Here is a 16,223-nt window from a genome sequence, read left to right as displayed (position 1 = left end):
TGAGGGCGAGCGGGCCGGCGGTCGACGCCGGGATGCTCGCAGCGGCGCCTCGGATAAGGCGCACGGGCCAGACTAGCCGACCCCGGGACCGCGACGCGAATCGGCACGTTCCCGCTTCCGCCCGGCACGTCCGGCGCGGTACAGAGGGGAACACCGGGGTACACGAGCGGAACCGGCGCGGGAGGGGAGCGAGAGTGGGCGACGTCCTCGGCGTTCTCGACGGGGCCGCGGTGCGGCGCTGGTGCCGGCTCGCCGCCGACGCTCTCGGCGGCGTGCGCGGCGACCTGGACGCCCTCAACGTCTTCCCGGTGCCCGACGGCGACACCGGCACGAACCTGCACCTGACCGTCCTCGGCGCCGCCGACGCCCTGGACGCGGTGCCCGCCGCCGACACCGGCGCGACCTGGCGGGCGCTGGCGCGCGGCGCGCTGCTCGCCGCGCGCGGCAACTCCGGCGTGATCCTCAGCCAGGTCCTGCGCGGCCTCGCCGACCGGCTCGCCGACACCGGGCCGGCCGACGGCCCCGCGTTCGGCGCCGCGCTGCGCCACGCGTCCGAGCTGGCCCGCCGCTCGGTCGAGCACCCGGTCGAGGGGACGATCCTCAGCGTCCTCGCGACGGCGGCGGCCGGGCCGGACGCGCCGCTCGCCGACGCCGTCCGCGCAGCCGCCGCCGACGCGCGCCGGGCGCTGCGCGAGACGCCCCGGCAGCTCGGCGCGCTCGCGTCCGCCGGGGTCGTGGACGCCGGGGCGGCCGGGCTCTGCGTCGTGCTGGACGCGCTCGTCGCCGTCGTCACCGACGAGTACCCCGAGCACTACGACGTCCCGGCGCGCGTCCCGGGGAACGTCCGCGCCGAACCCGCCGCGCCCCCGCCCGGACCCGGGCCCGGCTACGAGGTCATGTACCTGCTCGACGCCGCCGACGCCGCCGTCCCCGCGCTGCGCGAGACCCTGGACGGGCTCGGCGACTCGCTCGTCGTCGTCGGCGGGGACGGGCTCTGGAACGTCCACGTCCACGTCGACGACGCGGGCGCCGCGCTCGAGGCGGGCCTTTCGGCGGGCCGTCCGCACCGCGTCCGCGTCACCTACCTGCACGCGCCGCGGCCCGGCGACGACGGCGCGCACCGCCCCGGCCCGCACGCCGGCCGCGCCGTCGTCGCCGTCACCGCCGCCGGGGGCCTGGCCGCGCTGTTCGAGAGCTGCGGGGCGCGGGTCGTGCGGCGCGAGCCCGGCGCGGTCCCGCCGCTCGCCGTCCTCGCCGAGGCGATCCTCGCGGCGGGCGACGAGGTGGCCGTCCTGCCCAACGAACCCGAGGTCCTCGCGCTCGCCGAGGCCGCCGCCGAACGCGCCCGCGACGCCGGGGCCCGCATCGCCGTCGTCCCGACCAAGGCGTCGGTGCAGGGGCTCGCGGCGCTGGCCGTCCACGACCCGCTGCGCCGCTTCGGCGAGGACGTCATCGCGATGACCCGCGCGGCGGGCGCGACGCGGTTCGGGCAGTTGCAGATCGCGGGGGAGGAGGCGATGACGTCGGTCGGGCTGTGCCGCCCCGGCGACGTCCTCGGCCTCATCGAGGGCGACGTCGCGCTGATCGCCGCCGACCAGGGGACCGCCGCGCGCAGCGTCCTGGACCGGATGCTGTCGGGCGGCGGCGAACTCGTCACGCTCATCGCGGGCGTCCACGCCGCCGCCGGGATCGTCGGCGTCCTCGAGGACCACCTGCGCGACCGCCACCCGGACGTCGAGGTCGGCGTGTACGACGGCGGCCAGGAGCTGTACCCGCTGATGGTCGGCGTGGAGTGACCGTCCCCGGGATGGGCTTGAATGGACGACGTGCCGAATCTCGACGAGCCGCTGCACAAAGTCATCGGGGACAAGACCGCGAAGGTGCTCGCCAAGGGCCTCGACCTGCACACGGTCGGGGACCTCCTGCACCACTACCCGCGCCGCTACGCGCACCGGGGCGAGCTGACGCCGCTCGCCGACCTGCGCGACGACGAGCACGTCACGGTCATGGCCGAGGTCGTCAAGGTGCAGGGCCGCTCCCTGAACCGCAGCCCCGGCTACGTCCTGGAGATCACCGTCACCGACGGCACCGGCGAACTGTCGCTCAGCTTCTTCGGACGGCGCGGCTCCTACCGTCCCGAGAAGGAACTGTCGCCCGGCACGCGCGGCCTGTTCGCCGGCAAGATCAGCACCTACCGGCCGCGCTCGGGCCGCCCCCGCCGCCAGCTCGCCCACCCCCAGTACAAGGTCGTGCCCGACCGCGCGGGCGAGGAGGCCGCGCAGGAGTGGGCGGACGAGATCATCCCGATCTACCCGTCCACCAAGGGCCTGGACATCGAGACGATCGGCAAGTCCATCGAGGTCGCGCTCGACCGCGCCGACCTCGGCCCGGACCCGATGCCCGCCGACCTGCTCGCGTCCCGCGCCCTGATCGGCCTGGCCGAGGCCTACGAGGGCATCCACCGCCCGAAGACCTGGGACGAACTGTCCCGCGCCCGCGCCCGCCTCAAATGGGACGAGGCCTTCGTCGTCCAGATCGCCCTGGCCCAGCGCCGCCGCGCCGCCGCCGCGCTCCCGGCCGTCCCGCGCCCCACGGCGTCCGGCGGCCTCCTGGACGCCTTCGACCGCCGTCTCCCCTTCACCCTGACCGAGGGCCAGCGCACCGTCGGCGCCGAGATCGCCGCCGACCTGACCCGGGCCCACCCCATGCACCGCCTCCTCCAGGGCGATGTGGGCGCCGGTAAGACAATTGTGGCGGTTCGGGCGATGTTGCAGGTGGTGGACGGGGGCGGGCAGGCGGCGTTGCTCGCGCCCACGGAGGTGCTCGCGCAGCAGCACTTCCGGTCGATCCGCGCGATGCTCGGGGACCTCGGGCAGGCGGGGGAGATCGGCGGGGCGGAGACGGCGACGCGGGTCGCGCTGGTGACCGGGTCGCTCGGGGCCAAGGCGCGGCGGGCGGCGTTGCTGGACGTGGCGTCGGGGGCTGCGGGGATCGTCGTCGGGACGCATGCGCTGTTGCAGGAGAAGGTGGGGTTCGCCGATCTCGGGCTCGTCGTGGTGGACGAGCAGCACCGGTTCGGCGTGGAGCAGCGTGACGCGCTCCGGGAGAAGGGCGGTGCCGGGCGGCCTCATGTGCTGGTGATGACGGCGACGCCCATTCCGCGCACTGTGGCGATGACCGTGTTCGGGGATCTGGAGACGTCGGTGCTGGGGCAGCTCCCGGCGGGACGGGCCGGGATTCAGACGGTCGTCGTGCCGCCGGAGAAGCCGAACTTCCTCGCGCGCGTCTGGGAGCGGATCGCCGAGGAGGCGCGCGGGGGGCGGCAGATCTATCTGGTGTGCCCGCGGATCGGAAACGGCGATGAGGGCGACGTCCCCGTGGACGACGGCGAGCGCCGGTCCCCGCTCGGGATCATGGATCTGCTGCCCAAGCTGGACGACCTGCTGCCCGGCCTGCGGATCGGAGTGCTGCACGGGCGGCTCGTCCCGGACGAGAAGGACGCCGTCATGGCGCGCTTCACGGCGGGCGAACTGGACGTCCTGCTGGCCACGACGGTGATCGAGGTCGGCGTGGACGTCCCGAACGCCACCGTGATGGTCATCATGGACGCCGACCGGTTCGGCGTGTCCCAGCTCCACCAGTTGCGCGGCCGGGTCGGGCGCGGCGGGCTGCCGGGGTTGTGCCTGCTGGTCACCGACGCCGAGCCGGGGAGCAAGGCGCGCGAGCGGCTGGACGCGGTGGCGTCCACGACGGACGGGTTCAAGCTGTCGCGCCTCGACCTGGAGCAGCGCCGGGAGGGCGACGTGCTGGGCGCCGCGCAGGCGGGCCGGTCGTCCAGCCTGCGGCTGCTGACGCTGCTGCGCGACGAGGACGTCATCAACGCCGCCCGCGACGCGGCGTCCGCGCTGGTCGCGGGCGATCCGGAGCTGGCGCGGCACCCGGGGCTCGCGGCGGAGCTGGCGACACTGCTGGACGAGGAGCGCGCCGGGTTCCTGGAAAAAGCCTAGTAATCCTACTTATTTGGTTGACTACGGTCGGGCGAGGCGTCATCATGGAACACGTGACTCCGAACGAGCTCCTGACCGTCCGCCGCCATGTGGACCTCCGGCGGCAGGCGAGCGCGCTGTGTTCCCGTCGTTGATCCCGCGCCGACCGACCGGATCCGACGGCTTCCCGGAGACCGCCATGACCTTGACCGACCGTTCCCGCACCGTCCGCCGCCACCGCCGTGAGCGGCCCGAGACCCGCGAGCACCGCGCGCCCGGCCTGCTCGACCGCGTCATCGAACTGCACCGCCTGACCGACCCCGGTCTGGACGACCTGCGTCCCTACCTCGCCGACCGTGAACCGGAGGTCCGCACCGCCGCGCTGCGGGTGCTCGGCCGGTCCGTCCGGCGCGGCACCGCGTCCCGCGCCACCGGAGACGCGCTGGCCTGGGCGCTGAGCGACGACGACGCCGAGGTCCGCCGGCTCGCCGCCCGGCTCCTGCACGGCCTGCCCGAGGTGTTCCTCGGCGAGGAGGGCGTCGCCGCGCTGCACCTGGCCGCCCGGCGCGGCCTCGACGCGCAGACCCGCGAGTCCGCCTCGATGCTCCTCGGCCGGCTCGTCGGCGCCGCCCTGGAGTTGTACGCGCAGGGGCTGGCCGACGACGAGGTGCAGATCCGCGTCCAGGCCGTCCTCGGGCTGGTCGCGCTGCGCGCCGTCGCCGAGACCGCGCAGGCCGCCGACGACCCGTCCCGCGACGTCCGCGTCGCCGTCGTGGACGGGCTGGCGCGGCTCGCCGAGCCCGCCGACGCGGGCGTCCCGCTGAGCACGCTCGCCCACCTGCTGGACGACCACGACGCCGTGGTGCGGATGGCCGCGCTCGACGCCGCCGCCGGGCTCGGCGTGCCCGAACCGCTGGACGTCCGCGTCGTCGCCGCGCTCGGGCACGGGAGCTGGCAGGTCCGGCGCCGCGCGGCTCTGGCCCTCGGGTCCGCCGACCCGGACACGGCCGTGCCCGCCCTCGGCCGCGCGCTGCGCGACACGATCGTGGACGTGCGGCGCGCCGCCGTCCAGTCGCTGGAGCAGTGGGCGGGCGAGGTCCCCGGCGCGGTCACCGCGCTGACCGAGACCCTCAACGACCCCGACCCCGGAGTCCGCACACAGGCCCGCTGGGCGCTGGCCTGACGCGCCGGCCCGATCGCAGAGCCGCGGGCGGGGCGCCCTGGGGTGGGGACGCCTCGCCCGCTCTTTTCTCATAACATCACCGCATGAGCAGGGTCATCGCGGGCAGCGCGGGCGGACGGCGGCTGGCCGTTCCGGCCGGGCGCGACACCCGTCCCACGAGCGACCGCGCCCGCGAGGGCCTGTTCGCGACGGTCGGCGCCCTGCTCGGCCCGCTGGACGGGCTGCGCGCCGCCGACCTGTTCGCCGGGTCCGGCGCGGTCGGCCTGGAGGCGCTGTCGCGCGGGGCCGCGCACGCGCTGCTGGTCGAGGCGCATCCGCGCGCGGTGAAGGTCGTCCGGCAGAACGCCGCCGCGCTCGCCCTGCCCGGCGCGGAGGTCGTCGCCGACCGGGTGGAGCGCGTCGTCCGCCGCGCCCCGGACGCCCCCTACGACCTGGTGTTCGCCGACCCGCCCTACGCGCTCGCCGACGCGGCCGTCCTGGACCTGCTGGCCGCGCTGCGCGACAACGGCTGGCTCGCCGACGACGCGCTGGTCGTCCTCGAACGGTCCGCGCGCGGCCCCGCGCAGGTCTGGCCGGACGGGTACGCCGCCGAACGCGACCGCCGCTACGGCGAGGCGATCTTCTGGTACGGGCGCGCCACGGGTTGATCGTTCGTTCCCTGGAGAGGATCAGACTGTGCTCCCCGGGGACGGAGGTCGGACATGGACGGCATCGACAAGGCCGTCAGACGGGCGTGGATCCTCACCCTGATCATGGTCGTCGCGCTGCTCGTGAACGTGACGTACGTCCAGGGATTCCAGGCCCAGGACCTGCGCGACAACGCGCTCAACGCCCGCCAGTTCCAGGACCGCAACACCACCGACCGGGGGCCGATCACGGCGGGCGGCGAGCGGCTGGCGTGGTCGGTGCCGGTCGCGGGCCACCGCTACGAGCGCCGCTACAAGGACAGCATCGTGTTCTCGCCCGTCACCGGCTACTTCTCGCTGTTCGCGCAGACCGGAGTGGAGAACGCGGCCAACCACATCCTCGACGGCACCGACGCGCGGCTCGCGACGACGAGCTTCCTGGACAAGCTGACCGGCAGGCACGTCCCCGGCGGCACCGTCGACACCACGATCGACCCCGACGCCCAGCGCGCCGCCTACGCCGCCCTGCGCGGCAGCGGCGCCCGGCGCGGCGCGGCCGTGGTGCTGGACGCGTCGACCGGCGCGATCCGCGTCCTGGCGTCCTACCCGTCCTACGACGCGGGGGAGGTGTCCACGCTGAACGCCAAGGCGGCGCAGCGCGCGTTCGACCGGCTCAACGCCGCGCCCCGCAAGCCGCTGCTGGACAAGGCCACCGGCGAGGTGTTCCCGCCGGGCTCGACGTTCAAGACGATCGTGTCCGCCGCCGACCTCGCGGGGGGCGCGACGACGTCCACGTCCGTCCGGACCGGGCGCAGCTACCTCCCGCCGGGCACGACCCGTCCGATCAACAACGACGAGGGCGACATCGGCGGCCTCTGCGACCGGTCCGCGATCCCGCTGCTGGACGCCTACGCCCAGTCGTGCAACACCACGTTCGCGCGGATGGGCGCGGAGGATCCCGGCAACACCGCCATCGCCGACCGGGCGCGCGAGTACGGCTTCTACGCCGGCGTCCCGATCGAGAAGGGCATGACGTCCGCCGCCAGCTCGTTCCAGCGCACCGACCAGCCGTCGCTGAGCGCGCTCGGCTCGATCGGCCAGGGCAGCACGGTCGCCACGCCGCTCCAGATGGCGCTGGTCGCGGCCGCGACGATCAACGACGGCTCCGTCATGCGGCCCCACCTGATCGCCAGGCTGCGCGGCGCGGACGGCAGCGTGGTCGAGGAGGCCCGCCCGCGCCGGATGTCGCGCCCGCTGACGAGCGACCAGGCGGCCGACCTGCTGGAGATGATGCGCGAGGTCGTCCGGACCGGCACCGGGAAGACGCTGCGCGGCGGCCCGGTCGGCGGCGGCAAGACCGGCACGGCCGACATCGACGGCGCGTCCTACAACGACCGCTGGTTCATCGGCTTCGACTCCGGCGACCACCCGAAGTACGCGGTCGCGGTGATGACCGAGGCGGACGGCTACGGCATCGAGTCCGGACGGCTCGCCGCGCGGATCCTCGGCGCCCTGAGGGACTGAAGCCCGGGTGGAAGTCGCTTGAGACGGATTTGGTACCGTCGCGCCGCAGGGTCCTCACCTGCACTTAAGGCAGAGTCGCCAGGATGGGAGCCACCCCGTGCGCCGCGTCGTATGTCCCGGATCGTTCGACCCCGTCACCAACGGACACCTCGACATCATCAGCCGGGCGTCGCGGCTGTTCGACGAGGTCGTCGTCGCCGTCCTCATCAACAAGACGAAGAAGAGCCTCTTCACCATCGACGAGCGCGTCGCGATGCTCGAAGAGGTCACCCGGGAGTACGGCAACATCCGGATCGACACTTGGCACGGTCTACTGGTCGACTTCTGCCGCCAGAACGACATCCCGGTGATCGTGAAGGGGCTGCGGGCCGTCAGCGACTACGAGTACGAGTTGCAGATGGCGCAGATGAACCACCGCATGGCGGGCGTCGAGACGCTGTTCATGTCGACCAATCCGCTGTACTCCTACCTCTCGTCGAGCCTGATGAAGGAGATCGTCAAATACCGGGGCGACGTCACCGGGCTCATCCCCGAGATGGTCCACCGGCGCCTCGCCGAGCGCCTCCAGGAGTGACCGGGGCCGCGCCCGCCGAGTTGGGGGCCGCTCCCGCCGTCGGATACGCTGGTGTACCGGCCGCACGGCGGCCGTGATCCGCCGTGCTCGAACACCGGGCCGTCTCTTCCTCTTGAGCGTTGGAGTCTCCGCTGTCTCGCCTCGATCCAAGCGCCCCGCTGGTGCTCGACACCCGGGCTCTCGGCAGGCAGCCGGGCTCGTCCCGCCGGGAGAAGCACAAGGTGCCGGCCCCGGCCGACTTCGGCGTCGAGCTGGTCGGCGTGCCCGAGGGCGCGGACATCGAACTGGACCTGCTGCTGGAGGCCGTCCTCGAAGGCGTGCTCGTCAGCGGCACGGCGACGGTGCCGCTCACGGGGGAGTGCGCCCGCTGCCTGGACCCGATCTCCTCGACCTTCGAGGCGGACTTCCAGGAACTCTTCGTCTATCCTGACACCCGCTCCGGCGGGAACGCCGAGGACGACGAACTCCGGCTCGAGGACGATCTGATCGACCTCGAACCGGTGCTCCGGGACGCGGTGGTGCTCGCGCTGCCGCTGTCCCCGCTGTGCCGGGACGACTGTCCCGGCCTGTGCCCGGAGTGCGGTGCACGGCTGGCGGACGCCGAGCCCGACCACCACCACGATGTCGCCGACCCGCGCTGGGCGGCGCTCAAAGACCTGACCGGCGACGGCGCAACGCCGAACGCAGCGCCGGGCTCCTCCCCCAGGGGGAGCGGGGGCGAAGGCCCTCGCGGACCGATCGACCCACGAGAAGGAAAGCAGGAGGGCTGACGTGGCCGTCCCGAAGCGGAAGAAGTCCCGCAGCAACACGCGCCACCGGCGCTCGCAGTGGAAGGCCGTCGCGCCGACCCTGGTCGAGTGCCCGACGTGCCGTGACAAGAAGCTGCCGCACACGGCCTGCGCCACGTGCGGCACCTACGACCGGCGGCAGGTCATCAGCCCGTCGTCCTGAACGCCGCGAGCGCGGGGGACGGTCACCGGCCGTCCCCCGCGACCGCGCCCGTCCCGGACGGCGCCCGCCGTCCGGTCCGTCATCGGCGCTGACGCCGGTGCCAAGGCCGTCTCCGGGGACCGCGCCCGGAGCCGTGGTACACGCCGGGCCCGCTCCACCACCGGCGCGCACCTCGTCTCCGCGGACCTTCCCAGACCGCCGGGTGTTCCGTCCGTCACGCGCCCCGTCGGCGACCGCGGTCGCCGCTGCTCCGAGGAGGGCACGTGAGCGGGAGGAAACCCGGCCATGCCGCCGACACGGCGGAACTGACCCGCGCGCTCGGCGTCGCGGTCACCCCCGGGCTGCTGGACCGCGCGCTGACGCACCGCAGCTACGCCTACGAGAACGGCGGCCTGCCGACCAACGAGCGCCTGGAGTTCCTCGGCGACTCGGTGCTCGGGCTCGTCGTCACCGACACGCTGTTCCGCGGCCATCCCGACCTGCCCGAGGGGCAGCTCGCCAAGCTGCGCGCCGCCGTCGTCAACATGCGGGCGCTCGCCGGGGTGGCGCGCGCCCTCGGCGTCGGCGCCCACATCCGGCTCGGCCGCGGCGAGGAGGGCACCGGCGGACGCGACAAGGCGTCGATCCTCGCCGACACGCTGGAGGCGCTGATCGGCGCCGTCTACGTGGACCGGGGCCTGGAGGAGGCCGCCGCGCTCGTCCACCGCCTGTTCGACGGCCTCATCGCCCGGTCGGCCGGGCTCGGCGCGGGCCTGGACTGGAAGACCTCGCTCCAGGAGTTGACGGCCGTGGAGGAACTGGGCGTGCCGGAGTACCACGTCACCGAGAGCGGCCCCGACCACCAGAAGACGTTCCGCGCGTCGGTGCGCGTCGGCGGCACCGCCTACGGGACGGGCGAGGGACGCAGCAAGAAGGAGGCCGAGCAGCACGCGGCCGAGGCGGCGTGGACGGCGATTCGCGCCGACACCGCCCGCCGTGCCGCCGGCGCGGACGCCGCCGCCGGCGATGCCTGAGCTGCCCGAGGTCGAGACCGTCCGGCGCGGCCTGGAACGCTGGGTCGCGCGCCGGACGGTCGCCGCCGCCGAGGTCCTGCACCCGCGCGCCGTGCGCCGCCACACCGCCGGCGCGGGCGACTTCGCCGGACGGCTCGCGGGTGCCGAGGTCGCGGACGTGCGGCGGCGCGGCAAGTACCTGTGGCTGCCGCTGTTCACCGGGGACGGCGCCGCGCCGTCGGAGGCCCTGCTCGCCCACCTCGGGATGAGCGGGCAGCTCCTGGTCGGCGAGCCGGACCGCGAGCGCGAGAAGCACCTGCGGGTCCGGCTGACGTTCGCCGACGGCGGCCTGGACCTGCGCTTCGTGGACCAGCGGACGTTCGGGCACGTCCTGGTCGCCGACCTGGTCCCGGGCGCGTCCGGCGAGACCGTTCCCGAACCGATCCGGCACATCGCGCCCGACCCGATCGAGGACGCGTTCGACGACGCCGGGTTCGTCCGCCGCCTGCGCCGCCGCCGCACCGGCCTCAAACGCGCCCTGCTGGACCAGTCGCTCATCAGCGGCGTCGGCAACATCTACGCCGACGAGGCGCTGTGGCGGGCGAAGCTGCACGGGGCGCGGCCGACCGAGACGCTGACGGTCGCCGAGTCCGAACGGGTGCTGGCGGGCGCGCGGGAGGTCATGGCGCTGGCGCTCGCGGCGGGCGGCACCTCGTTCGACCGGCTGTACGTCAACGTCAACGGCGAGAGCGGCTACTTCGACCGCTCGCTGGAGGCCTACGGGCGCGAGGGGGAGCCGTGCCGCCGGTGCGGCGCACCGATCCGCCGCGACGCGTTCATGAACCGTTCGTCCTTCACCTGCCCCGTCTGCCAGCCGCTCCCGCGCCGGGCGCGGTTCTGAAGGGACCGCCGATGACGACCGACGCGGCGCGGCTCACCGTCTGGGTGCGCGGGCACGTGCAGGGCGTGGGCTTCCGCTGGTGGGTGCGGTCGCGGGCGCTGGAGTTCGGCCTGGTCGGCAGCGCGTCCAACCTGCGGGACGGGCGCGTCGAGGTCATCGCCGAGGGCCCGCGCGCGGCGTGCGAGGCGCTGCTGGCGGTGCTCGCCGCGCCCGACGCGCCCGGGCGTCCTGGAACCGTCGAAGGAGCGGCATCCCGCTGGTCGGAGCCGCGCGGGGGCCTCTCCGGTTTCGTGGAGAGGTGATCGGGTAGGGAGACACGGTTTAAACCTGCTAAACTGGAGAAGACAGGTTGTTACCGGCCCGTGATGTCCATCTTGACCCGGACACGCGCTGGTGCGACTCTAGATGAAACGCGCACCGACAACTCTTCTGCGGGCGCGATTCCTGCTGGTTACTCAGCGTGGAGGACCCTTAGTCATGGCGAAGGCTCTACTCGGCCACGTCGGCGGTCCCGACCCCCGGATGGTCGCGGAGATGCGGCGTCTTCAGCAGCGCGTACGGGATCTGGAAGCCGAGCTTGTACGGCTTCAGGACGAGAACGACGCGCTTGCGACGGCGAACGGCGACGACGTTCTGTCGCTCACGGTGAAGGACCGTGAACCGGCGCTGACCTGATCAGCGTCCGAACCGAGAACAACGACAGGGACGCCGCTATGCGAGCGTCCCTTTTGTTTGCCCGTTGTATGCACGTGTTCGCCTGCCGTTCGCGCACCGGACGGCAGGCCGCCCGTTAGACGCCGCGGGCCAGCCGGCGACCGAGGAAGTCGAGGTGGCCGGGGGCGCGGCGCATCCAGTACGGCCCGTCGTGGCAGCCGCCGAACAGGCCGCCCGCGGGTTTCGGCCGCAGCCGGTCGCGCAGGCGGCCGGCGCGCGGGGCGAACGTGTCGCTGGTGCCGCAGTCGATCCATGCCGGAACCGGGCGCAGCGCGTCCAGTCCGGCGAAGACGTCGTTGCGCGCGAAGTCGTCCGCGTCGTCGAACGCGGTGCGGTTCGCGCCGCGCGCGGCCTCCAGCGAGGCGAACAGCGCGGGCGAGGACGCGGCGACGGCGGCGACACGCCCGGCGCCGAGGCGTTCGGCGGCCAGCAGCGCGCCGTAGCCGCCCATCGACCAGCCGAGCAGGCCGATCCGGTCGGTGCGCAGGCCGCGCCGGGCGAGCCGCGGCAGCACCTCGCCGGTGATCATCGCGAGCGGGTCGTCGCCGGTCGCGCGGCGGTGCCAGTACGTCGCGCCGCCGTCCACGCCGACAACGGCGAACGGGGGCGTGCCGTGCGCGACGGCGTGCGCGAGGTAGCGGTCCAGACACAGCACGAGGACGGCCCGGTGGTCGCCGCCCGCGCCGTGCAGCGCGACGACGACGGGCAGGCCGCGCGCCGGGACCCCGCGCGGCGTGACGACCGTCATCGCGACGTCGGTGCCGCGCGCGGCCGACCGCCAGCGTTCCTCGCGGACGTCCGCCTGCTCGGACGGGACGGGCGGCAACGACCCGCAGCGTCCGAGCGCCCGGTCGAGCCGGACCCTGCCCGGCAGGACGCGCGCCTCCACGAGCCCGACGCCGCCGAGGCCCGCCGCCGCGAGCCCGCCCGCGCCGCCGAGCCCGGCCAGCACCAGCCGTCTGCTGATCATCCACGTCCCCCGTTCCCGGCACGTCGCGTCGGCGAAGCCCGTGTCCGGGGCCCGTCGCCGGTATCGTTCGACGGGTTCCCGGGGAGGAGGTCGACGGCGCCGTGTACCTGAAGACTCTGACGCTGCGCGGATTCAAATCGTTCGCGTCCTCGACCACGCTGCGGTTCGAGCCGGGCATCACCGCCGTCGTCGGCCCCAACGGATCGGGCAAGTCCAACGTGGTGGACGCCCTCGCCTGGGTGATGGGGGAGCAGGGCGCAAAGTCGCTGCGCGGCGGCAAGATGGAGGACGTCATCTTCGCCGGCACCGCCAACCGCGCCCCGCTGGGCCGCGCGGAGGTCGTGCTGACGATCGACAACTCCGACGGCGCGCTGCCCATCGACTACTCCGAGGTCACGATCAGCCGGCTGATGTTCCGGTCGGGGCAGAGCGAGTACGCCATCAACGGCGACTCCTGCCGGCTGCTGGACATCCAGGAGCTGCTGTCGGACTCGGGCATCGGCCGCGAGATGCACGTCATCATCGGGCAGGGCCAGCTCGACCGGGTGCTGCACGCGGGGCCCGAGGGACGGCGCGCGGTGATCGAGGAGGCGGCGGGCGTCCTCAAGCACCGCAAGCGCAAGGAGAAGGCGCTCCGCAAGCTCGACGCGATGCAGGCCAACCTCAACCGCGTCACCGACCTCACCGGCGAGCTGCGCCGCCAGCTCAAGCCGCTCGGTCGGCAGGCGGAGATCGCGCGGCGCGCGGCCGTGATCCAGGCGGACCTGCGCGACGCCCGCGCGCGGCTGCTCGCCGACGACCTCGTCGCGCTGCGGACGAAGCTCGACCAGGAGGCCGCCGACGAGTCGCGGATCCGCGAGCGCCGCGTCGAGACCGAACGGGCGCTCGCCGAGACGCAGGAGCGCGAGGCCCTCCTCGAAGAGGAAGAGGCCGAGGCCGCGCCGCAGTACGCGCAGGTCCAGGACGTGTGGTTCCGGCTGTCGGCGCTGAAGGAGCGGCTGCGCGGCGTCGCCGACCTCGCCGCCGAGCGGCACCGCAACACCGCCGAGGACCGTGCCGAGGAACGCCGGGGCCGCGATCCCGAGGACATGGAACGCGAGGCCGCCGAGGTCCGCGAGCGCGAGGAGATGCTGCGCGCCGCGCTGGAGGAGGCGCAGGACGGGCTGGACGGCGCCGTCCGGGAACGGTCCGCCGCCGAGGACGCCCTGACGACCGAGGAGCGCCGCCTCCAGGCCGCCGCCCGCGCCGCCGCCGACCGGCGCGAGGGCCTGGCCCGGCTGCGCGGACGCGTCGAGGCGCTGCGCAGCAAGGCCCAGGCCGGGCAGGCCGAGATCGGACGGCTCACCGACGCCCGCGCCGAGGCCGAGCGCCGCGCCGAGATCGCGCAGGAGGAGTTCGCGGCGTTCGCGTCCGAGACCGCCGTCGATCCCGAGCTGGCCGCCGCGCACGAGACCGCGCAGGACGCCCTCGCCGCCGCCCGGGACGCCGCCGAGGCCGCCCGCGCCGCCGTCGAGGCGCCCCGGCGGGGCGTGCAGGACGCGCGGGCGGCCGTCACGGCGGCCCGCTCCGCCGACCAGGCCGCGCAGAAGCGCGTCGCCGCGCTCCAGGCCCGCGTCGAGGCGCTGAACCTGACGCTCGCGACGGCGGCGGACGGCGGTGAGGCGCTGCTCGCGGCGTCCGGCGACGGGTCGCTGCCCGGCGTGCTCGGGACGGTCGCGGCGCTGCTGACCGTCCGTCCCGGCTACGAGACGGCCGTCGCGGCGGCGCTCGGCGACGCGGCCGGGGCGGTCGCCGTCGGGTCGCTGGACACCGCCGAGGCCGCGCTGGCGCTGCTGCGCGACCGCGACGCGGGCCGCGCCGGGCTGCTCGTCGGCGGGGGAGCCGACGCCGCCGCCGACCGGATCGACGGCGTGGACTACGTGATCGACGCGGTGACCGTCCCCGATGCCGTCCGGCCCGCGCTGCGGCACCTGCTCGGCGACGTCGCGGTCGCCGACGACCTGGCCGCCGCGACGGCGCTGATCCGGCGCGCTCCCGCGCTGCGCGCCGTCACCCGCGACGGCGACCTCGTCGGCGCGCACTGGGCGCGCGGCGGCGCGGCGGGCGGCGCGCAGGGCCTGCTCCAGATGCGCGCCACCCTGGACGAGACCGCCGCCGACCTCACCGCCGCCGAGGCCGCCGCCGTCGAGACGGCCGCCGCGCTCGCCGCGTCCGCCGCCGCCGAGCAGGACGCGCAGGCCGCGCTGGACGCCGCGCAGGCCGCCGCCGCCGAGGCGCAGACCGGCGTCAACCACGCGCAGGCCGAACTGGACCGGGTGCGCGCCCGCGTCCGCGCGGCCGAGGCGGAGGTCGCGCAGGAGGCCCGCCGCGCCGCGCGGCTGGAGGCCGACGCGCGGGCCGCGCTCGGCGAGACCGAGCGGCTGTCGAAGTCGCTGGACGCCGCCACCGACGCGCTCGCCGCCGACACCGAGGCCGCCGAGGAACTGGCGCTGCGCCTGGCCGAGGCCGAGGAGGCCGCCGAGGTCGCCGACGAGGCGAACGACGACACCGCCGCGCGCGACGAGCTGAACGCCCGCTGCCAGGAGCTGCGGTCGGTGGAGATGGAGGCGCGGCTGACCGTCCGCACCGCCGAGGAACGCGTGCAGGCCATCGCAGGGCGCGCGGACGCGCTGGAGCACGGCGCCCGCCGCGAGCGCGAGGAACGGTCGCGCGCCGCCCGCCGCCGCGCCCGCCGGGAGGAGCAGGCGAAACTCGCCGCAGCCGTCCACCGGGGCGCGCTGACCGCGCTGGAGCACATCGAACGGTCGCTGGCCGACGCCGTCGCGCGGCGCGAGGACGCCGAGCGCGCCCGCGCCGCCCGCGACTCCGAGCTGCGCGTCGTGCGCGGCCAGGTGCGGGAGCTGTCGAGCACGCTGGAACGGCTCGTCAACGTCGTCCACGGCAGCGAGGTCGCGCGCGCCGAGCAGCGGCTGCGGCTGGAGCAGTACGAGCAGCGGGCGCTGGAGGAGTTCGGGCTGGAGGTGGAGGCGCTCGTCGCCGAGTACGGGCCGGACCAGGACGTCCCGCCCGGCCCCGAAGCGGCGGACGACGCCGTGCCGCAGCCCTACGACCGGGCCGTGCAGGAGAAGCGCGCCAAGACCGCCGAACGCCAGCTCACCCAGCTCGGCAAGGTCAACCCGCTCGCGCTGGAGGAGTTCGCCGCGCTGGAGGAACGGCACGCGTTCCTCACCACGCAGCTCGAAGACCTCAAGAAGACGCGGCGGGAGCTGATGAACGTCGTCAAGGAGGTCGACGACCGCGTCCAGGAGGTGTTCGGCTCCGCCTACGCCGACACCGAGCGCGAGTTCGTCCGGATCTTCGCGCGGCTGTTCCCCGGCGGCGAGGGCAGCCTGTCGCTGACCGAGCCCGACGACATGCTCGCCACCGGCGTCGAGGTGTCGGCGCGCCCGCCGGGCAAGAAGGTGAAGCGGCTGTCGCTGCTGTCGGGCGGGGAGCGGTCGCTGGTGGCCATCGCGTTCCTCGTCGCGGTGTTCAAGGCCCGTCCGTCGCCGTTCTACGTGCTGGACGAGGTCGAGGCCGCGCTGGACGACACCAACACGCAGCGGCTCATCACGGTGTTCGAGGAACTGCGCGAGTCGTCCCAGCTCATCGTGATCACCCACCAGAAGCGCACGATGGAGGGCGCCGACGCGCTGTACGGCGTGTCGATGCGCGGCGACGGCGTCACCCAGGTGATCAGCCAGCGGCTGCGCGACCACGACGCCGTCTGACCGCGCCGCGACCGGCTCCTGTTCGGCCGAGC

General features: G+C 74.8%; 15 protein-coding genes. 14 read left to right on the top strand and 1 reads right to left on the bottom strand.

Annotated features, from left to right (window positions below):
• Positions 1–194: 194 nt before the first annotated feature.
• From BTM25_RS16020 to BTM25_RS15965, 13 genes are all read left to right on the top strand, one after another.
• On the top strand, positions 195–1,796 hold the full coding sequence (locus BTM25_RS16020; protein ID WP_235828437.1) for a DAK2 domain-containing protein: 1,602 nt from the start codon (positions 195–197) through the stop codon (positions 1,794–1,796).
• A 30-nt stretch (positions 1,797–1,826) separates the two neighbouring features.
• Entirely contained in the window at positions 1,827–4,007 is a 2,181-nt protein-coding gene (recG, locus tag BTM25_RS16015) for an ATP-dependent DNA helicase RecG (protein ID WP_103564662.1), read from the top strand.
• 44 nt (positions 4,008–4,051) lie between these two features.
• Positions 4,052–4,141, top strand: a complete 90-nt coding sequence (locus BTM25_RS30945) for a putative leader peptide (RefSeq protein WP_407923384.1) — start codon at positions 4,052–4,054, stop codon at positions 4,139–4,141.
• Between the two features lie 44 nt (positions 4,142–4,185).
• A complete protein-coding gene (locus BTM25_RS16010) occupies positions 4,186–5,169 on the top strand; it encodes a HEAT repeat domain-containing protein (RefSeq protein ID WP_103564661.1) in 984 nt (327 codons plus the stop codon).
• A gap of 83 nt (positions 5,170–5,252) precedes the next feature.
• Positions 5,253–5,816 carry a 16S rRNA (guanine(966)-N(2))-methyltransferase RsmD gene (gene rsmD, locus BTM25_RS16005; protein WP_103563681.1) on the top strand — a complete coding sequence of 188 codons (564 nt, stop codon included), beginning with the start codon at positions 5,253–5,255 and terminating at the stop codon, positions 5,814–5,816.
• A 54-nt stretch (positions 5,817–5,870) separates the two neighbouring features.
• Positions 5,871–7,319, top strand: coding sequence for a penicillin-binding transpeptidase domain-containing protein (locus tag BTM25_RS16000; protein WP_103563680.1), 1,449 nt, complete (start codon positions 5,871–5,873; stop codon positions 7,317–7,319).
• A gap of 97 nt (positions 7,320–7,416) precedes the next feature.
• On the top strand, positions 7,417–7,893 hold the full coding sequence (coaD, locus tag BTM25_RS15995; protein WP_103563679.1) for a pantetheine-phosphate adenylyltransferase: 477 nt from the start codon (positions 7,417–7,419) through the stop codon (positions 7,891–7,893).
• Positions 7,894–8,054: 161 nt separating this feature from the next.
• A complete protein-coding gene (locus tag BTM25_RS15990) occupies positions 8,055–8,663 on the top strand; it encodes a YceD family protein (RefSeq protein ID WP_103563678.1) in 609 nt (202 codons plus the stop codon).
• Position 8,664: 1 nt separating this feature from the next.
• The gene (rpmF, locus tag BTM25_RS15985) at positions 8,665–8,844 is read left to right on the top strand and encodes a 50S ribosomal protein L32 (protein ID WP_103563677.1); all 180 of its coding nucleotides are present in this window, start codon (positions 8,665–8,667) and stop codon (positions 8,842–8,844) included.
• A gap of 263 nt (positions 8,845–9,107) precedes the next feature.
• Positions 9,108–9,857, top strand: a complete 750-nt coding sequence (gene rnc, locus BTM25_RS15980) for a ribonuclease III (protein ID WP_103563676.1) — start codon at positions 9,108–9,110, stop codon at positions 9,855–9,857.
• On the top strand, positions 9,850–10,737 hold the full coding sequence (gene mutM, locus BTM25_RS15975) for a bifunctional DNA-formamidopyrimidine glycosylase/DNA-(apurinic or apyrimidinic site) lyase (RefSeq protein WP_103564660.1): 888 nt from the start codon (positions 9,850–9,852) through the stop codon (positions 10,735–10,737). The genes rnc and mutM overlap by 8 nt, the downstream gene beginning before the upstream one ends.
• Before the next feature lie 11 nt (positions 10,738–10,748).
• On the top strand, positions 10,749–11,039 hold the full coding sequence (locus tag BTM25_RS15970) for an acylphosphatase (protein WP_103563675.1): 291 nt from the start codon (positions 10,749–10,751) through the stop codon (positions 11,037–11,039).
• A 175-nt stretch (positions 11,040–11,214) separates the two neighbouring features.
• Positions 11,215–11,412, top strand: a complete 198-nt coding sequence (locus BTM25_RS15965; protein WP_103563674.1) for a hypothetical protein — start codon at positions 11,215–11,217, stop codon at positions 11,410–11,412.
• A 115-nt stretch (positions 11,413–11,527) separates the two neighbouring features.
• Here the strand turns inward: BTM25_RS15965 and BTM25_RS15960 are convergent, their stop codons facing one another.
• Positions 11,528–12,421: an alpha/beta hydrolase gene (locus BTM25_RS15960; protein WP_103563673.1), complete on the bottom strand. Its 894-nt coding sequence runs from the start codon at positions 12,419–12,421 to the stop codon at positions 11,528–11,530.
• 101 nt (positions 12,422–12,522) lie between these two features.
• Between BTM25_RS15960 and smc the strand changes: the two genes are divergently transcribed.
• Positions 12,523–16,191 carry a chromosome segregation protein SMC gene (smc, locus tag BTM25_RS15955; protein WP_103563672.1) on the top strand — a complete coding sequence of 1,223 codons (3,669 nt, stop codon included), beginning with the start codon at positions 12,523–12,525 and terminating at the stop codon, positions 16,189–16,191.
• Positions 16,192–16,223: the final 32 nt, after the last annotated feature.

Origin of the sequence: Actinomadura rubteroloni (genome assembly GCF_002911665.1) — a bacterium.
GTDB classification, from domain to species: domain Bacteria; phylum Actinomycetota; class Actinomycetes; order Streptosporangiales; family Streptosporangiaceae; genus Spirillospora; species Spirillospora rubteroloni.
The sequence above is the reverse complement of the archived record's forward strand: the minus strand, read 5'-3'. Positions and strand labels throughout refer to the sequence as shown.